General features: G+C 63.7%; 15 protein-coding genes and 1 tRNA gene. 5 read left to right on the top strand and 11 right to left on the bottom strand.

Annotation, left to right across the window (positions count from 1 at the left end):
* Positions 1–2: 2 nt before the first annotated feature.
* Both cyoB and cyoA read right to left on the bottom strand, forming a co-directional pair.
* Positions 3–2,006 carry a cytochrome o ubiquinol oxidase subunit I gene (cyoB, locus tag MRBLSP13_RS12765; protein ID WP_363754779.1) on the bottom strand — a complete coding sequence of 668 codons (2,004 nt, stop codon included), beginning with the start codon at positions 2,004–2,006 and terminating at the stop codon, positions 3–5.
* 5 nt (positions 2,007–2,011) lie between these two features.
* On the bottom strand, positions 2,012–3,145 hold the full coding sequence (gene cyoA, locus MRBLSP13_RS12760) for a ubiquinol oxidase subunit II (RefSeq protein ID WP_363734610.1): 1,134 nt from the start codon (positions 3,143–3,145) through the stop codon (positions 2,012–2,014).
* 188 nt (positions 3,146–3,333) lie between these two features.
* On the opposite strand from cyoA, the gene MRBLSP13_RS12755 reads away from it, so the two are divergent.
* Positions 3,334–4,665 carry an MFS transporter gene (locus MRBLSP13_RS12755; protein ID WP_133652197.1) on the top strand — a complete coding sequence of 444 codons (1,332 nt, stop codon included), beginning with the start codon at positions 3,334–3,336 and terminating at the stop codon, positions 4,663–4,665.
* A 126-nt stretch (positions 4,666–4,791) separates the two neighbouring features.
* Here the strand turns inward: MRBLSP13_RS12755 and MRBLSP13_RS12750 are convergent, their stop codons facing one another.
* The 3 genes from MRBLSP13_RS12750 to MRBLSP13_RS12740 all read right to left on the bottom strand — a co-directional run bounded on the left by MRBLSP13_RS12750 (position 4,792) and on the right by MRBLSP13_RS12740 (position 7,722).
* Complete coding sequence (locus MRBLSP13_RS12750) at positions 4,792–5,646, bottom strand: glycosyltransferase (protein WP_363754777.1); 855 nt, start codon at positions 5,644–5,646, stop codon at positions 4,792–4,794.
* Positions 5,643–6,920 carry an ammonium transporter gene (locus tag MRBLSP13_RS12745; RefSeq protein ID WP_363754775.1) on the bottom strand — a complete coding sequence of 426 codons (1,278 nt, stop codon included), beginning with the start codon at positions 6,918–6,920 and terminating at the stop codon, positions 5,643–5,645. The genes MRBLSP13_RS12750 and MRBLSP13_RS12745 overlap by 4 nt, the downstream gene beginning before the upstream one ends.
* 100 nt (positions 6,921–7,020) lie before the next feature.
* Positions 7,021–7,722 carry a head GIN domain-containing protein gene (locus MRBLSP13_RS12740; RefSeq protein WP_363754773.1) on the bottom strand — a complete coding sequence of 234 codons (702 nt, stop codon included), beginning with the start codon at positions 7,720–7,722 and terminating at the stop codon, positions 7,021–7,023.
* Between the two features lie 120 nt (positions 7,723–7,842).
* Between MRBLSP13_RS12740 and MRBLSP13_RS12735 the strand changes: the two genes are divergently transcribed.
* From MRBLSP13_RS12735 to MRBLSP13_RS12725, 3 genes are read left to right on the top strand one after another with little or no spacing between them, the layout of a single operon-like run.
* Positions 7,843–9,423, top strand: coding sequence for a M28 family metallopeptidase (locus MRBLSP13_RS12735; protein WP_363754771.1), 1,581 nt, complete (start codon positions 7,843–7,845; stop codon positions 9,421–9,423).
* A gap of 47 nt (positions 9,424–9,470) precedes the next feature.
* Positions 9,471–10,466 carry a porphobilinogen synthase gene (gene hemB / locus MRBLSP13_RS12730; RefSeq protein ID WP_363734615.1) on the top strand — a complete coding sequence of 332 codons (996 nt, stop codon included), beginning with the start codon at positions 9,471–9,473 and terminating at the stop codon, positions 10,464–10,466.
* A 1-nt stretch (position 10,467) separates the two neighbouring features.
* Positions 10,468–11,067, top strand: a complete 600-nt coding sequence (locus MRBLSP13_RS12725) for a gamma carbonic anhydrase family protein (protein WP_363734616.1) — start codon at positions 10,468–10,470, stop codon at positions 11,065–11,067.
* A 37-nt stretch (positions 11,068–11,104) separates the two neighbouring features.
* Here MRBLSP13_RS12725 and MRBLSP13_RS12720 read toward each other — a convergent pair whose 3' ends face one another.
* The 5 genes from MRBLSP13_RS12720 to zwf form a co-directional block, all read right to left on the bottom strand.
* Entirely contained in the window at positions 11,105–11,617 is a 513-nt protein-coding gene (locus MRBLSP13_RS12720) for a hypothetical protein (protein WP_363754769.1), read from the bottom strand.
* Positions 11,618–11,654: 37 nt separating this feature from the next.
* Entirely contained in the window at positions 11,655–12,272 is a 618-nt protein-coding gene (eda, locus tag MRBLSP13_RS12715; protein ID WP_363754767.1) for a bifunctional 4-hydroxy-2-oxoglutarate aldolase/2-dehydro-3-deoxy-phosphogluconate aldolase, read from the bottom strand.
* On the bottom strand, positions 12,272–13,237 hold the full coding sequence (gene glk / locus MRBLSP13_RS12710; RefSeq protein WP_363754765.1) for a glucokinase: 966 nt from the start codon (positions 13,235–13,237) through the stop codon (positions 12,272–12,274). The genes eda and glk overlap by 1 nt, the downstream gene beginning before the upstream one ends.
* 104 nt (positions 13,238–13,341) lie before the next feature.
* The gene (gene edd / locus MRBLSP13_RS12705) at positions 13,342–15,183 is read right to left on the bottom strand and encodes a phosphogluconate dehydratase (protein WP_363754763.1); all 1,842 of its coding nucleotides are present in this window, start codon (positions 15,181–15,183) and stop codon (positions 13,342–13,344) included.
* The gene (zwf, locus tag MRBLSP13_RS12700; protein ID WP_363754761.1) at positions 15,176–16,636 is read right to left on the bottom strand and encodes a glucose-6-phosphate dehydrogenase; all 1,461 of its coding nucleotides are present in this window, start codon (positions 16,634–16,636) and stop codon (positions 15,176–15,178) included. The genes edd and zwf overlap by 8 nt, the downstream gene beginning before the upstream one ends.
* Before the next feature lie 231 nt (positions 16,637–16,867).
* Between zwf and MRBLSP13_RS12695 the strand changes: the two genes are divergently transcribed.
* Positions 16,868–16,952 (top strand) — tRNA-Leu (locus MRBLSP13_RS12695).
* A gap of 87 nt (positions 16,953–17,039) precedes the next feature.
* Here the strand turns inward: MRBLSP13_RS12695 and MRBLSP13_RS12690 are convergent.
* On the bottom strand, positions 17,040–18,182 hold the full coding sequence (locus tag MRBLSP13_RS12690) for an aminotransferase class I/II-fold pyridoxal phosphate-dependent enzyme (RefSeq protein WP_363754759.1): 1,143 nt from the start codon (positions 18,180–18,182) through the stop codon (positions 17,040–17,042).
* Between the last annotated feature and the right edge of the window lie 48 nt (positions 18,183–18,230).

Below are 18,230 nucleotides of genomic sequence, written 5' to 3'. Positions count from 1 at the left end.
TGTCAGACTCCCGCCGCGAGGATTTGCGTGCGCTCTTCCTCGGTGCGCGTCACATCCTCCCCCGGGATGTAGAAGTCGCGCTTGTAGTTGAAGGTGTGGCCGATGGCGACCGCGACGATCCCGATGAAACTCAGTGCCGCGAGCCACCAGATGTACCAGATGAGGGCGAAGCCGCACAGCGTCGCCAGCCCGGCCAGGATCACGCCTGCACCCGTGCTGCTCGGCATGTGGATCGGCTTGTAGCCGCTCAGCGGGCGCTGATAGCCGTTCTTCTTCATGTCCGCCCATGTGTCGCCGTCATACACGACGGGCGTGAAGGCGAAATTATACTCCGGCGGGGGTGAGCTGGTCGCCCATTCAAGGGTACGGCCGTCCCAGGGATCGCCGGTCGGATCGCGAAGCTCCTCGCGTTTCCAGATGGACACGGCGAACTGGATCAGCATGGCGCCGATGCCCATCGCGATGATGCCGGCGCCGATCGCGGCGATGACGAACCAGGGCTGCAGCGAGGGGTCGTCCAGCACGCGCAGACGGCGCGTGACGCCCATCAGGCCCAGCACGTAAAGCGGGCCGAAAGCCAGCCAGAAGCCGATGTTCCAGCACCAGAAGCTGACCTTGCCCCAGAAGACGTTCAACTTGAACCCGAAGGCCTTGGGCCACCAGTAGTTGATCGCCGCGAACAGGCCGAACAACACGCCGCCGATGATCACATTGTGGAAATGCGCGATCAGGAACAGCGAGTTGTGGAGCACGAAGTCCGCGGGCGGAACCGCCAGCAGCACGCCGGTCATGCCGCCGACCGTGAAGGTCAGCATGAATGCGACGGCCCACATCATCGGCAGTTCGAAACGGATCTTGCCGCGGTACATGGTGAACAGCCAGTTGAACAGCTTGGCGCCCGTCGGGATCGAGATGATCATCGTCGTGATGCCGAAGAAGCTGTTGACGCTGGCACCCGAACCCATGGTGAAGAAGTGGTGCAGCCACACCAGATAGGACAGCACCATGATAGTGCAGGTCGCATAGACCATGGAGGTGTAGCCGAAGAGCCGCTTGCCGCAGAAGGTCGAGACCACTTCGGAGAAGACGCCGAACAGCGGCAGGATGAGGATGTAGACTTCCGGATGGCCCCAGATCCAGATGAGGTTGACGTACATCATCGGATTGCCGCCAAAATCATTGGTGAAGAAGGCGGTGCCGGCATAGCGGTCCAGCGATAGCAGGACGAGCGTGGCGGTCAGGATCGGGAAAGAGGCGACGATCAGGACGTTGGCGCAGAGCGAGGTCCAGGTGAACACCGGCATCTTCATGAGCGACATGCCCGGCGCGCGCATCTTGACGATGGTCGCGATCAGGTTGATGCCCGATAATGTCGTGCCGACGCCCGCCACCTGCAGCGCCCAGATATAATAGTCGACGCCGGTCGCCGGACTGTATGCGATGCCCGACAGCGGCGGATAGGCAAGCCAACCGGTCTGCGCGAATTCGCCCAGGAACAGCGACATCATGACCAGCACCGCGCCGCCTGTCGTCATCCAGAAGGAAAAATTGTTGAGGAAGGGGAAGCTGACGTCGCGCGCGCCGATCTGAAGCGGGACGATATAGTTCATGAGGCCGGTGATGAACGGCATCGCCACGAAGAAGATCATGATCACGCCGTGGGCGGTGAACACCTGGTCGTAGTGATGGGCATTCAGATAGCCTTCGGAGCCGTTGAAGGCCCAGGCCTGCTGGATGCGCATCATGATCGCATCGGCAAAGCCGCGCAGGAACATGACGAGGCCCAGCACCATGTACATGATGCCGATCTTCTTGTGATCGACGCTGGTGAACCATTCCTTCCAGAGATAGCCCCAGAGCCTGAAATAGGTGAGCGCCGCGACCAGCGCCGCGCCGCCCAGCACCACCGCGACGAAAGTCGCGACGACGATGGGCTCATGCCATGGGAAGCTGTCCCATGTCAGACGACCGAAGATCATCTGTGCTGTTGTCATTGTGCCAGTCATGGGCCTTACCGATGCTGCGCGTGCGCATCAGCGCCGCTGTGGGAAGAGTGATCGCCCGGAATCCGAGATGCGCCCCTTGCGCCATCGGCAGCCGGAGCGTCGGGAGCCGTCTCCTGCCCCTTGTTCTGGTCCGACTGTTCGATCACATGGCTGTCGGGAAAGTCGTAGCGCAGGCCGTTGGTGTCGCGCGCCGATTCCTTGCCTGCGCCGCCCATCATGTTGACGTGCATCAACTCGCTCATGCAGCGCTGGCCGGGGCGCGGGCAAAGATTGACCACGGCGTCGAACAGCTTGGGATCGACGGCCGAGAAATAGGCGACCGGCGCCTTCTCGCTGGGCTTGGCCAGGGTCAGATAGACGTTGCGGTCAAGGCTGGCACGGCTTGCCTTTACCCTGGCGGCCCAGGCGTCGAATGCGGCCCTGTCCAGCGCCCTGTAGGCGAAGCGCATGTGGGTGAAACCGGCGCCCGAATAGTTGGCGGATATGCCGGTGCCCGCGACCGGACGGTTTGCAACCGCGTGCAACTGCGTCTTCATGCCGGGCATGGCATAGATCTGGCCCGCGAGTTCAGGCACGTAGAAGCTGTTCATCACGGTGGAGGCGGTGATGTCGAACCGCACCGGCACATTCACGGGCAGCGCCAGCTCGTTGACCGTGGCGATGCCCAGTTCGGGGTAGATGAACAGCCATTTCCAATCGAGAGCGACGACCTCGACCGTCAGCGGCTTCACCTTGGGGTCGATCGCCGTCCTGGCGTCGATGCGCTCCAGCGGCCGATAGGGGTCGAGCTTGTGCGTGCTGACCCAGGTCAACGCGCCCAGGCAGATGATGATCAGCAGGGGCGCCGACCAGATCAGCAGTTCCAGCTTGGTGGAATGGTCCCAATCCGGATCATAATCCTTGTCCGCCGCCTGGTTCGCTGCGCGGTAGCGCCAAGCGAAGAAGACGACCAGCGCCATGACAGGGACGACGATCAGCAGCATCAGCGCGGTCGAAATCAGGATCAGATCGCGCTGCTGCACCGCAATATCGCCCGACGGGTTCATGACGACCCAGTTGCAGCCCGTGAGCGGCAGCGCCAGAATCGGAGCGGGCCAACGGAAAATCCAGGCCCGATCAAAGGGGAGGGGGTTTGACATGATCGGGCGCCTATCGTTTCCGCAAGGAGTCGAACAGTGGGCAATTTGTCCCATAGTGCGCAGATGCAAAAAATGCTTGAAGCATGGGATACTGCTTAGATTCCGTGGGTTTTCTGCTATGTTGCCTATCCGTAGCCGCCGGCAGAACAAAAGATGGTTCCGGTGGCTTAGCCAAGGAGCGGATGCCGATGAGTTCACAGGCCATGACCTTCACCTCCCGATCGCTGGAGGATGATGCGCGCCTGATCAATGCGCGGGACCACAAGATCGCGCCGGGTGATATTTCCATTGGTGTGATCATTGGTCGCACCTCCGAATTTTTCGATTTCTTCGTTTACGCCATCGCCTCGGTCATCGTGTTTCCGAGCCTGGTGTTCCCCTATGTGGATGCCCTGACCGGCACCCTCTATTCCTTCGCGATCTTTGCCGTCGCCTTCATCACGCGGCCGATCGGTTCGCTGATCTTCATGGCGATCGATCGCCGCTACGGCCGTGGAACGAAGCTGACCGTCGCGCTGTTCCTGCTCGGCGGTTCGACCGCGTCCATCGCGTTCATGCCGGGTTATGCGACCATTGGCCATTATGCTGCGCTAGTGCTGATCATCTTGCGAGCCGCGCAGGGCATTGCGCTTGGCGGCACCTGGGATGGTCTGGCTTCGCTGCTGTCGCTGAACGCGCCGCAGCATCAGCGCGGCTGGTACGCGATGGTGCCCCAACTCGGCGCGCCTCTGGCCCTGCTGGTGGCGAGCGGGCTGTTCGCCTTCTTCCTGCTTACCCTGACGCGCGCGGATTTCCTTGATTGGGGCTGGCGCTATCCTTTCTTTGTCGCCTTTGCCATCAACGTCGTCGCGCTGTTCGCCCGGCTGCGCATCGTGGTGACGCATGAATTCGAGCGCCTGTTCGAGCAGAAGGACCTTCAACCGTCGGAAATCCTGCCGACTGTCAAGGCGGAAGGGCGCAACATCATCATCGGCGCCTTCGCTCCGCTGGCCAGTTTCGCCCTTTTCCACATGGTGACGGTGTTCCCGTTGAGCTGGGTCGCGCTCTTCACCAACCAGCCGCTGGAACGGTTCCTGATCATCGAGATGATTGGCGCGTCCGTGGGCTTGCTGGCGATCGTCGTGTCCGGCTTCATCGCCGACCAGATCGGCCGCCGCTCGCTGCTGGCATGGTCGGCGCTTGGGATCGCGATCTTCAGCGTCATGGCGCCGCTGCTGCTGAACGGCGGCGACCTGGGTGAGGTAGCCTTCATGATCCTGGGCTTCATGCTGCTCGGCCTCGCTTTCGGCCAGTCGTCCGGCGTGGTCGCGTCCAATTTCGCAACGGAGGCGCGCTATACCGGATCGGCGCTGACGTCCGACCTGGCCTGGCTGGTCGGCGCCGGTTTCGCGCCTTTGGTGGCCTTGCTGCTATCGGTGAAATTCGGGCTGGCCGCATCGGGCATCTACCTGCTGTCCGGCGCGGTGGCGACGATGGTAGCCCTTTACATCAATAAGGAACTGGCGGGGCGCGATCGCTAAGACGGCGACGCCATCCATGAAAAGGGGCCAGGAAAGGAAGCTTTCTCTGGCCCTTTTCATATTCGCCGGAATTGCGCAGAGGCAGCGGTCCTGTTCAAGGGCGCCGACATTTCCATCGGCGCGCATTCACATGTTTCGGACGGAATCCCGCATGCGTGCCAACGCCTTCCGGTCGAACCAGCCTGTCGGAAGGGAGCGGGGCCGGAACTGCGGCAACCATTGGGCATATAGGCTGTCCATACGCCCCGGCAGTCCCGAAATGCCTTCGCGGGCCATGATGTCCGAAACGATCCGGTTCTGATAAAAACGAACCGAATAATTGATCATCCGTCGATATTGCATGCGCAGGGTGGAAGGCCTCATCAGGCTGACAGGCTCGCAGCGGAAACCCGCCTCCTCGCAGGCCAGGATGCGCTCCCGCCGCCAATCGGCATCATATCCCAGATTGGTGTGTGCCCATGCCGCCACCAGACCGTCGTCGCCGATCAGGTCCTCGGGCAGCCGCAGCCGCGTCGAACGGATCGCCGCGACGAAACGCCCCGACAGGGCGTAGAGATCGCCGAACAATCCCCGTTCCTCGCGCAACCGCTGGCGATAGGATTGTGCGGAACGCCCGTTCATCGGCATTCCAGCGGCCGCATTCGCCTCAGGCTGCGCGGCGAGATCGGACACCAGCGCGTCGATCGATCCGGCCTCGATCTCCGCATCGCCGTCCATGAAGACGACTGCATCCTCTCCGCCGCCCAGCAGGTGATGGACGAAATGGTTCCAGGTTCTTGCCTTGCCCCCAGCCGCCAGATCGTGAACGATGACATGGGCCCGTCCGCCGGATGCTTCCCGCGCTCGCGTCGCAGTATGATCGCTCGACCCGTTCACCAGCACATGGAACACGATGTCCGCCCGATCGAGCGGCAGGGAAGCGAGGCAGAGCCCAATCCGCCGTTCCTCCTGATGCGCGAAGATGCCGACCGCGACGTTCATGATTCCTGGCGGAAATCCCAGCTTGGCTGGCCATGCCGGGTGACGTCCAGCCCCTCGGCCTCTTCGCGCGCGCTGATCCGGGCGGGACTGACCACAGACAGCATCAGCGCAATGATCGCCGTGCCCGCCATTGCCCAAAGCGCCACCGCCAAGATGCCGATCGACTGAGCCACGAAGGCGCCGCCAAGGCTGATGCCCGTTGCGAAACCGACTCCGCCCAAAGCGGGCAGCACGAAGAAGAGCAGCAGCAGCACGCCCGTCAGCCCGCCCAGTCCGTGGATCACGAAAATGTCGGCCGCATCGTCGATGCGCCGGCCCAGCAAGGCCTTGGCCAGACGGCAGATGATGGCGGCGATCATCCCGATCGCCATTGCCCCGCCCGGCCCGACCAGGGGAGCGCAGGCGGAGATCGCCACCAGCCCTGCCAACAGGCCCGAAACCAGCCCATTGGCGGTGACGCGTCCCTTGTCGATCCGTTCTACCAGCATCCATCCGAAGAGGCCCGCGCAAGCGGCGAAATGGCCGTTCAAAACAGCCGTCGCCGCATTGTCCGTCGCGCCGAACGACCATCCGCCCAATATGCCGGCCCAGCCGATCCACAACAGCAGGCCGCCTGAAATGCCCAGCACCGGGGCATGTCCCGAAGAGGGGGCGCGCCGTTTGCCGACGACCAGCGCCAGCGCAAGCGCGGAAAATCCGGCGGTCAGATGAACGACGAGCGCACCAGCGAAATCCATGACGCCCAGATTGGCGAGCCACCCGCCGCCCCAGACCCAGTGCACCACCGGCGCATAGACCAGCAACAGCCACAGCAGCGTGAACATTGCCATCCATCCCAGCCGCACCCGCCCGGCCACCGCGCCGGGTAGCAGGCCCGCGGCAAGCATCGCCAGCGCCATCTGGAACAGCACGAAGGTCGATTCCGGCACGGTCAACCCGTCGCGGAGCGCGCCCAGACTGGCCAGCAACAGATGCGCCCTTCCGCCCAGCCATCCGCTGCCCGGCGCATAGGCCAGGCTGTAGCCGACAAGCGCCCACAGCAGCGAAACGCTGGCGGCAACCACCAATCCCTGCACGCCTGTCGTCAGGGCGCTACGCATGGGAGCCAGCCCCGCATGGCGCAGCGCCAGTCCCGGCAGTGCCGCCAGCAGCACCAGCAGGGCGCACAGCATCATCCAGGCCGTATCGCCGCTGTCCGCCACGGCGACTTGCGCAAAAGCGGGCTGGGGCGCCACCATGATCAGGAACAGGGTAATGGCGGGCAGGCGATGCATAAGGAAATCCGGCGGTCCATATCCTGCCCGCCCTACTGCATCTGAGGTAAAGACTTGCCTAACCTTGGCTATTTCCTGGACGTTCCGGAGTTCATGAAGCCTAATAGGCCTCCCCGCCGCAACTGATCCGGCCCGTTCCGCGATTGTCGACGCTGCAGGCCGCTTTGCCGGCCACCGTCACGTCGCCTGATCCGGATGCCGAAACCTTGGCCGATACCTCCGCCGTTAGCGCCACATTTCCCGGGCCGTCATTCGCCACAGTGGCCTGGCGGACCCGCAGGCCTTCCGCCATCACCGCTCCGGGACCGGTGACCCGGATGGACGCGACGCCGGTCCGACCGGAGAGGGTCGCCCGGCCGGCTCCGGCCACGCCCAGGCTGAGTTGATCAAGATCCACCGCCGCGACGCTGATGTCCCCATTACCGCCCAGCACGATCTCCCCGCGCAGCCCTTTCATCCGGCTGACCGACACCGATCCGCCGCCGGTCAGCACCACGCGGCCGAGATCTCCCGTCGATAGGCGCAACACCGCGCGCCCGCCGGATTTTTCGCCCGGCCGGGGCCGCTCCATGGTGACGGAGAGCAGGCGGCCGGACACGTCCACCTTCAGCCGGTCCAACACTCCCTGATCGCCCTCCGCCCGGGCCGAAGCGCCCGCGCCAGTCGTGATCACCACCTCAACCGGTGCATCGACGCGGATGGCGTCAAAGCTGGTGATGGTGAAGCCGCGCGTGGCGGCCATGGCCGGAGCGGTCCATGCCATCATGGCGCCTGACAGGAGCAGCAAGCGAGACAGCGGCATGACGATCTCCCAATCTTTGCGGTGATTCTGATAGGGACGGGCCGTAGCGGTTCCAAGCCCCTTGTTCGTCGCACCGGATCAGGCAAGATCGTCCGGGTTTCGAAAAGGGGCATGTGGCTGATGCGCAAGTGGATTTCCGTTCTTCTGCTGGGTTTGATCAGCACTGCGGGCGTTGCCGCGCCGGATGATCGGGGCCAGGCCTGGTGGAACCATGTCCGCACCCTCGCCGACGATGGCTTTGAGGGGCGGGGCACTGGCAGGCCGGGCTATGACAGGGCGGCCGACTATGTGATCGGTCGGCTTCGGGCGCTGGGGCTGAAGCCTGCGGGAACCCACGGTTACAAACAGCCCATTGCCTTTACCGAGCAGGTGATCCTGTCGAAGGAGAGCCACGCTTCGCTGAAGGGAGCAGGTGGAGAGACTGCGCTGTCGGTGCCGGCTGACATCATTTTTTCCGGAGGAGGCGGCCCGGTCCCGGAAACCGTGACTGCGCCTCTGGTCTTCGCCGGCTATGGCCTGCACCTGCCGGAGGTGGGGCATGATGATTTTGCGGGCCTGGACCTCAAAGGCAAGATCGTGGTGGTCATATCGGGCGGCCCGGTCGGCATCTCCGGTGCGCTCAAGTCCCATGCGCGTTCGGAGCGGGCGGCATGGTTGGCAAAGCAGGGCGCGCTGGGGCTGGTCCAGCTTGTGACGCCCAGGCAGGTCGAGATTCCCTGGGACAGGCGCGTGGCGCTGGCCAGCCAACCGGCCCTGTATTTCCGCGACGCGGCTTTGCGGGAGACCGTGACGCCCTTCCTCGTCGCTCAGCTCGACCCGGCGAAATCCGCTATGCTCTTTGCCGGTTCGGGCCATGATTTCGATCAGATCGCTGCGGCTGCCGACAGTTCCGGTCCGGTCCCGGCCTTCCCGCTTGCGCTGCATCTGGATGCCAGGGTGGCGGCGAAGCGAACGGATCTCTCCTCGCCCAATATCCTGGCGGTCATGCCCGGCGCAGACCCGCGGCTCAAAAAGGAATATGTCGTCCTTTCCGCCCATCTCGACGGATATGGCATCGGCACGCCGATCAACGGGGATGCGATCTACAATGGCGCGCTCGACAATGCATCTGGCGTGGCAAGCCTGCTGGAAATCGCGCGGACGCTGGCCGGCGGGAAGGTGAAGCCGCGCCGATCCATCCTTTTCGCGATCGTCACTGCCGAGGAGAAGGGCCTGCTCGGCTCCAGCTATTTCGTGCGGCGTCCGACAGTGCGGCAAAGGGCGATGGTGGCTGACCTGAATTTCGACATGGCGCTGCCGATCTTCCCGCTCACCAGCGTGACCCCGATCGGCTATGACCAGAGCAGTCTGGGCAAGGACGCCGAAGCGGTGAGCATGGCAATGAACCTGCCAATCACGCCCGATCCCTTCCCTGATCGGAACGTCTTCGTCCGCTCCGACCAATATAGCTTCATCCGGATGGGTATCCCCGCGCTGTTCTTCAAATATGGGTTCAAGGCGGGCACGCCCGAGGCGGTGGTCGAACGGGCATGGCGCGCCAATATCTACCATTCGCCCAGGGACGATGCGAACCAGCCGGTGATGCCGGCCGAAGCGGCCAGGCTCAACGATTATGTCGCCGCCGTCGCGCTGCGTATCGCCAATGCTGATCGGCGACCGGCCTGGAACGAAGACAGCTTCTTCCGCCGCTTCGGCAAATAGAGCGCTGCTGCTTGATCCGAGGAGGGCAGGGGCCTAAACACCGGGCCATGACCCATGCCTCCTATCCGGCGCTTCGCCTGCGCCGCACCCGTGCCTCCGCCTGGAGCCGGGCAATGCACGCCGAGAACCGCCTGACGCCCAGCGACTTCATCTGGCCCCTGTTCGTCACCGAGGGACAGGGGGTGGAGGAACCGATCGGGTCGCTTCCCGGCGTTTCGCGCTGGTCGGTGGACCTGATGGTCGAGCGCGCGAGAGACGCGCAGGCGGCGGGCATTCCCTGCCTCGCGCTTTTCCCCAATACGCAGCCGGAGCGTCGCAGCGACGATGGGGAGGAGGCGCTCAATCCCGATAATCTGATGTGTCGTGCCATTCGCGCCATAAAGGATGCGGTGCCCGACATCGGCGTCCTTACTGACGTGGCCCTCGACCCCTATACCGCGCACGGGCAGGACGGGCTGCTGGACGAAGCGGGCTATGTCGTCAATGACGCCACCATCGACGTGCTGATCGGCCAGGCGCTGAACCAGGCCGCGGCAGGCGCGGACATCATCGCGCCCAGCGACATGATGGACGGCCGCGTCGGCGCCATCCGCGAGGCTCTGGAGGAGGAAGGCCACGCCAATGTGCAGATCATGGCCTATGCCGCCAAATATGCGAGCGCCTTCTACGGTCCGTTTCGCGATGCGGTGGGCTCCGGCGGGCTGCTGAAGGGCAACAAGAAGACCTACCAGATGGACCCCGCCAACAGTGCGGAAGCGCTGCGCGAGGTTGCGCTGGACATTGCGGAAGGCGCCGACAGCGTGATGGTGAAGCCGGGCCTGCCCTATCTGGACATCATCCGCCAGGTGAAGGATCGGTTCGAAGTGCCGGTCTTCGCCTATCAGGTGTCGGGTGAATATGCGATGCTGGAGGCCGCCGCCGCCGTGGGGGCGGGGGACCGCGATGCGCTGGTGCTGGAAACCTTGCTGGCGTTCAAGCGTGCCGGCTGCTCAGGCGTCCTGACCTATCATGCGCTCCACGCGGCGCGGCTGCTGGGAGCCTGACATGGCCGATCATCCCCGCCATGAACATCCCGAAGTTTCGATCATCCCCTTCAACGGCAAGGCGCCCAGGATCCACCCCAGCGCCTTCATCGCGCCGGGATGCCGGATCATCGGAGACGTGGAGATCGGCCCGGACGTCAGCATCTGGTATAATTGCGTGATCCGGGCGGATGTGAACTTCGTCCATATCGGCGCCCGCACCAATATCCAGGACGGTTCGGTCGTGCATTGCGACAGCCCCGGCGATCATATCGACGGGCGGCCGTCCGAGGGTTGGCCGACGATCATCGGGGAGGATGTGCTGATCGGCCATATGGCGATGGTTCATGGTTGCGTACTGAAGGACCGCGCCTTTGTGGGGCTGGGCGCCATCGTCATGAGCGGCGGTACGGTGGAGAGCGACGCCATGCTCGCGGCGGGCGCGCTGCTCTCGCCGGGCAAGACGGTGCCTCACCGCCAGCTTTGGGCCGGCCGCCCGGCCAAATATATGCGCGACCTGTCCGACGAAGTGCTGATCGACATGCGTGAAGGGGTCGAACATTATGTGCATAATGGCAAGGCGCATAAGGGCGCGGTGAAGGCAGCGTTCTCGGGGGAATGAGGCGCGCCTGCCGCGGAGGCGGGCCTGCCTTGCGCATTTACGGCTGAGCCAGTCGCCCCTTGAGCGCATCGAGCCGGTCATTCTGACTGTCGACAATCGCCAGCGCCGATGCGCGCGCAGCATCGATCGTTTCGATGCCGCCGCTGACCTTCCCTTCCGCCGCCGCATTGCTGCGCTCGACATAGAGCACGTCCAGGCTGGCAAGCGCCGAAACGCTGTCGTTACGCGCCGATTCCAATGCGCTGAGCGCGGTCTGTGCCGCCACCCAGGCCTCGCTGGAAACCGCCGATCCCGAAGCAGCCCGCGCTGCCTTGTCCGCTGCTGGCCAGGCCTTGTCGAATGCGGTGCCGCCCGCCTGCGCCTGCGCGGTCAGCCGGTCGACACTCTGGACAAGCTCCGGTTCAGGCGCGACCGGGGAGGGCTGCGCCGCCGCCTCAGCAATGGGCGCATCCTCTATGGCGCGCTTGGCGAGCGAGGGGTAGCCCTGGAAGCTGCTGGCGCAACCAGAGAGAAACAGTGCCAGGGATGGAAGCAGCCGACGCAGATTCATGCTTCGCATCTAGGATGAGCCGTGCCGGGAGGCAAGCTTAGCGAGGCAGGGCGGCGGCTTCCCGCGCAAGCGCCTCGATCTTCGCCGGATCGACCGGCCCCTTGGGCACGACCCAGCTTCCGCCCACGCATTTGATGAAGGGCTCTGCCAGCCATTTGGGCGCGCTTTCCGCCGTGATGCCGCCGGTCGGGCAGAAGCGCGCCTGATGCAGCGGCGCCGCCAGCGCCTTGAGGGCCGGCAAACCGCCCGATGTTTCCGCGGGAAAGAATTTGAAGTGCGACAAGCCCATGTCCATGCCGCGCATGATATCGCCTGCCGTCGCCGTGCCGGGCAGGAACGGAATGCCCGCCGCGATGGCCGCCTTCCCGAGGGGTTCGGTCAGGCCGGGGCTGACGATGAAGCGCGCGCCCGCCTCCATTGCTTCATCCAGTTGCGCCGGATTGAGGACAGTGCCCGCACCGACGACGGCACCCTCGACCTGCGCCATTTCACGAATCACGTCCAGCGCCGCTGGCGTTCGCAGCGTCACTTCCAGCGCGGGCAGTCCGCCCTTCACCAGCGCCCGTGCGATAGGCAGGGCATCCTCGACCCGGTCGACCACCAGCACCGGGATCACCGGCGCCAGTTCCATCACCTGTTCAACGCTCAAGGCCATTATTTCTTCTCCCGAAAGGCTGCAGCCGCACCGTACAGCCCGATTTCGTCATGCAGGGCGAGGCGGATCGGCACCGACTTCATCAGGCTTTCAAATCGCCCCTTGGCAGTGAAGCGCTGATGGAAACTGGATTGCGGCAATATGTCCTTCATTCGCTGGGTCAGTCCACCCGCCAGCACCACCGTATGCGGTCCCTGCGCCAGCGCCAGGTCGCCCGCGACCGAGCCGTAGGACATGCAGAACCGTTCCAGCGCCCTGCGCGCGAATTCGTCGGTTCCCTCAATGGCGGCCTGCCACAGCTCGGCATCCTCCATCAGAACGACCCGGTCGTGGCCGATGGTCGCCATCGCCTTGTAGATGTTGTTGAGACCCGGTCCCGACACGATACGTTCGGTCGATACGCGCAGGAACTTGTCGCGCAGATAGGCGAGGATCTTTTCCTCCAGCGGGTCGAGCGGGGCGAAGTCCAGATGTCCGCCCTCCGTCGCGATGACATGCGGCTCGCCATCGTCAAAGGCGATCATCGCCACGCCCAGCCCGGTGCCGGGGCCAAGGATCGTCACTCCGCCATCGCGTGGAAAGGGCCTGTCTTCGCCGAACAGCAGCGGCAGATTTTCCTTGGGCAGGCGCGCCACGGCGTGGGCGACCGCCTCGAAATCGTTGACCAGCCGCAAATGCCGGAGGCCCAGTTCCTCGTCCAGCGTATCGGGCCGGATGACCCATGCGCTGTTGGTGAGCTTGATGACCTCGCGCCCGATCGCGGTCGCGAAGGCTATGGAAGCGGAGCTTGGCAGATTGCCGCCCTCGTCCTTGACGAAGGCCGCCCAGCAGGCCTGGAGGCTCGGATAGTCGGCTACCTTATATTTGCGCACCTTTCCCAATGTGGGCACATTGCGGGCATCGAGCCGCGCGCGGGCGAAACGGGCGTTGGTGCCGCCAATGTCGGCGGCGATGATGTCGGTCATATCACTCTCCTCCCGTTCGGGCTGAACATGTCAGCGCCCTGCATTTCTCTTCAAGAAAATGAGCAGCCCTTCGACAGGCTCCGGGTGAACGGGAATAATTCAGTTTAAACTTCGGTTTCCATGGCTGCCAGTATGGGCGATGCGCCCGCTTCGGCAAGATCGCTGTGGTGGCGGAACAGCGCGAACAATTCGCGGCCGGTGTCATAGGGGGCGGGGGGAGGTGTCGGCATTTCGCGACTGTCCCATTCGGCCGTGTCGACCAGCGCCTCGATCTGGCCGTTCTCGGCACAGACTCGCACCAGATCGCCGTCGCGCAGTTTGGCGATGGGGCCACCGCCCAAGGCCTCCGGCGACAAATGGATCGCCGCGGGCACCTTGCCCGAAGCGCCTGACATGCGCCCGTCCGTCACCAGGGCGACGCGGAAACCCCGATCCTGCAACACGCCCAGCGCAGGGGTCAGCTTGTGCAATTCCGGCATGCCGTTTGCCCTTGGCCCCTGGAACCGCACTACAACGATCACATCGCGTTCCAACTCACCTGCCTTGAAGGCGCGCAGCACATCGTCCTGATCGTGGAAGACGGCCGCCGGAGCCTCGATGGTCCAGCGCTCCTTGTCGACCGCGCTCACCTTCATGACGCAGCGCCCCAGATTGCCGGCCAGCAGCCGCATGCCGCCGTCCGGATTGAACGCATCGGACACCGGCCGGAGGATCGACAGGTCCCGCGATTCCGGCACATCCTTCCAGACCAGCGCTTCATTCTCCAGCACCGGCTCCTTGCCGTAATCCGCCAGGCCTTGCCGCGCTACGGTCAGGATGTCGCCGTGCAGCAGTCCGTTGTCGAGCAGTTCGCGGATCACATAGCTGATGCCGCCCGCCGCATGGAAATTGTTCACATCGCCCGATCCGTTGGGATAAACCCGCGCCAGCAGCGGCACGACGTCGGAAATCTCCGCGAAATCCGTCCAGTCGATGACAATGCCCGCAGCCCTTGCGATGGCCGGCAGGTGGATCGCGTGATTGGTCGATCCGCCGGTAGCCATCAGGCCGATGATCGCGTTGACGATCGCCTTTTCGTCGACGCAGTGTCCCAATGGTCGATAATCATCATTGGACTGTCCCTCCTTGGTCCAACCGATGCGCGACAATTGATGCACCGCCGCCCGCGTCAGCTCCTGTCGCAACTTAGTACCCGGATGGATGAAGGATGCGGCGGGCATGTGCAGTCCCATCATCTCCATCATCATCTGGTTACTGTTCGCCGTACCGTAAAAGGTGCAGGTGCCCGCGCCATGATAGCTGGCGCTTTCGGATTCCAGCAATTCCTCCTTGCCGACCTTGCCCTCGGCATAGAGCTGGCGGATGCGCACTTTCTCCTTGTTGGCGAGGCCGGAAGGCATCGGCCCCGCCGGAACCAGAATGGTCGGCAGGTGCCCGAAGCGGAGCGCGCCGATCAGCAGGCCCGGCACGATCTTGTCGCAGATGCCCAGAAGCAGCGCGCCTTCGAACATCGCATGGGACAGGGCGATGGCGGTTCCCAGCGCGATGGTGTCGCGGGAAAAGAGCGACAGGTCCATGCCTGCCTGCCCCTGCGTCACACCGTCGCACATGGCCGGAACGCCGCCTGCGACCTGCGCGGTGCAGCCGACCTCCCGCGCCGCCAGCTTGATCTGCTCGGGGTAGCGGCCATAGGGCTGATGCGCGGAGAGCATGTCGTTATAGGCGGTGACTATTCCGATGTTCATCGCTCCGCCCGTGCGGATGACAGCCTTGTCTTCGCCGCTTGCGGCAAAGCCGTGCGCCAGGTTTCCACAGGATAGTTGGTCACGATTGGTGCCCGCGTCACGGCCGCGCTCGATCAGGTCCAGATATTTCCGGCGCGATGCTGCGCTGCGCTGCGTGATGCGTTCGGTGACCTTGGCGATCACCGGATGAAGATCAGTCATTCCAACTTGCTCCGTCTCGTTCGATTAGGGCAATGGCTGAGGATGGCCCCCAGTTCCCGGAAGAATACGGGGAGGGCTTCACGCCCGCTTCCTTCCACCCGTCGATGATCGAATCGATCCACGTCCATTGCGCCTCGACCTCGTCCCGGCGCACGAACAGCGTCGCGTCGCCGACCAACAGGTCCAGGATCAGCCGCTCATAGGCGATGCGGCGGCGTTGCCCGGCAAAGGCGGCGGTCAGCGACACGTCCAGCGTCACCTCCTCCAGATGCACGTCGCGCTCCAGCCCCGGTCTTTTGCTCATGATCAGCAGGCGGATATATTCCTCTGGCTGCAGGCGGATGATGAGCGTGTTCGGTTCCAGGCCGGTTCCGCCGTTGCGCCCGAAAATGGAATGGCGCACCGGCTTGAACTGGATCAATATTTCCGACTGGCGCGTCGGCATGCGCTTGCCCGTGCGCAGGTAGAAGGGGACGCCCTGCCAGCGCCAATTGTCGATATAGGCCTTCAGCGCGACGAAGGTTTCCGTGTCGGACGGCTTGCCCAATTCGTCAGCATAGCCGGTGACGATCTGCCCGCCGACCGCGCCCGGCGTATACTGGCCGCGCACGCTATGGGTCTTGACCGTCTCGGCGGTCATGGGGCGGAGCGAACGCAACGCCTTCACCTTTTCGTCGCGCACGGCCGTGGGGTCCATACGCGCCGGCGGTTCCATAGCGATGATCGACAGGATCTGGAGGACGTGGTTCTGCACCATGTCGCGCAAAGCGCCCACGCCGTCATAATAGGAAACCCGGCCTTCCAGCCCCACCGTCTCACCCACGGTAATCTGCACATGGTCGATGGCCGTGGCGTTCCACAGCGGTTCGAACATCACATTGCCGAAGCGCAAGGCGAGCAGGTTCTGGACCGTTTCCTTGCCCAGATAGTGGTCGACGCGGAAAATCTGTTCCTCGGCGAACAGGGCGCCGATGCCGTCATTCACTTGCTTGGATGATGCCAGATCCTTGCCGATCGGCTTTTCCATGGCGATTCGCGTGCGGGGGGTTATCAGGCCTGCTTCGGCCAGTCCCAGGGCGGTCGGCGCGAAGAGAGACGGGGGCGTCGAGAGATAAACGGACAGGCCCTTGTCCAGCCGCCCGTCGAGCCGCTCTGCCAACGCCTTGAACTGGGCGCCATTGCCCGCCTCCACCGGTTGATAGACGATGATGTCGCGCAACTGCTTCGCGACTTCCGCATCATAGCGGTCAGCGGCAAGGAATTTCCGCAGCGCCTTGTCGATATCGTCGCGAAACTGGTCATCGGTCAGTTCTGACCGGCCCGACGCGATGATCAGGAAATCCTCCGGCAGCAGGGCGTCGGCCAGCAGATTGTACAGCGACGGGAAGATCATCCTGTGCGCCAGGTCGCCCGTGGCTCCGAACAACAGGAATGTGGCAGACGGTTCGGTCAAAGGTCTTCCCTTTTCCGTTAGTGTTTCAGGTCTGCACGAAAGCGCCCTTACACTTGGCCGCCCTCGTTACGCAAGCAGGCTATCCCGGCAAGGGTCATCTCGCAACCGCGAGAGGATGGAGGGAGTGTTTTTTGGCTGGACGCTGGCCGCCGATTTTGCCATTGGCGCTCCACCCTTGGCGTTTTCGAGGAAGATGGATCATCTTTCTCGCGGAACGCGGTTGAAGGGCATGCGGGCGTGGTGAAACTGGTAGACGCGCCGGACTCAAAATCCGGTTCCGAAAGGAGTGTCGGTTCGATTCCGACCGCCCGCACCATCTTTTTCGGATCCTGGCATCCGGCTGCCGGCCCGATGCAGGTTGCCTTCGTCATGGCTGGCTGATTTTCTGCCTTGACCGGGCAGGTCAATCCCTTGCTGCGCCCTGTTCCCTGAACCAGGGGATCATCCGGGTGATGGCATCCTCGACCCGGTCTGTGGATACCGCGAAGCTGAAACGGATGTGCCGGTGCCCGTCGACCGGGTCGAAATCGATTCCCGGCGCCGTCGCCACCCCGGTTTCGTGCAGCAGTTTCTGGCAGAAGGACAGGCTGTCGTTCGTGAGATGGCCGACATCCGCATAAATGTAGAAGGCGCCGTCCGGGGGAGCGATCTCCTTCAGTCCCAGGGCGGGCAGGGCAGCGAGCAGCAATTCGCGATTGCGTCGGTAGGTCGCGACATGCACCTCCAGTTCATCGATGCAGTCAAAGGCCTTCAATCCGGCATGCTGGGCCAGGGAAGGGGGCGTCAGGAACAGATTTCCCATGCGCGCCCGCGCTGTTTCTATCAGATCGGGAGGAAAGACCACCCAGCCCAGCCGCCACCCGGCCATGGAAAAATATTTGGAAAAACTGTTCACGATGACCGCATCCGGCGTGAACTCCAGCATCGAGCGTGCAGGTTCGCCATAGTTCAGCCCATGGTAGATCTCGTCCGAAATGATGCGAATAGCGCGCGCCCGGCAAATCTCGGCTATCCGTGCCATTTCATCGGCAGGAATGATGGTCCCGGTGGGATTGGCAGGGCTGGCGATAATCGTTCCGTCCACCCCCGAATCCAGCGCCTCCAGCGCCGCTGCGCTGATCTGATATCGTTCGGCGGATCCGCAGTCGATCTCCAGCGGCTCCAGGTAGAGCGCCTTCAACGTGTTGCGATACGCGACATAGCCGGGCCGGGCCGTCGCGACCCGCGCACCGGGCGCGAACAGGCTGGTCAGCGCCAGCACCAGCCCCGGCGACGCTCCGCACGTCAGCAGGATCTGTTCCGCTTCCACCGCCACGCCATAATATTCGCGATAGTGCCGTGCGATCCGCTCCTTCAGCGCCGGGCTTTCCCAATAGCCCATGGGATCGGTGTCGAGCACGGCATGGGCTGCCGCAATGGCAGCCGAGGGCGCACCCGTGGAAGGCTGCCCGAACTCCATGTGCAGGATGGATCGCCCTTCGGCCTCCAGCCTGTGGGCTTCGCGGCTGATGGCGATGGCGTGGAAAGGGTCGACCTGGGCAATCATGCGCTGCCTCTTATCCGCTCGGCAACCTTGTCACAATTGTTGCGTTGG

Source organism: Sphingobium sp. LSP13-1-1.1 (assembly GCF_040676415.1).
In the GTDB taxonomy this organism is placed as follows: domain Bacteria; phylum Pseudomonadota; class Alphaproteobacteria; order Sphingomonadales; family Sphingomonadaceae; genus Sphingobium.
This window is presented reverse-complemented; position numbering and strand designations above follow the sequence as displayed.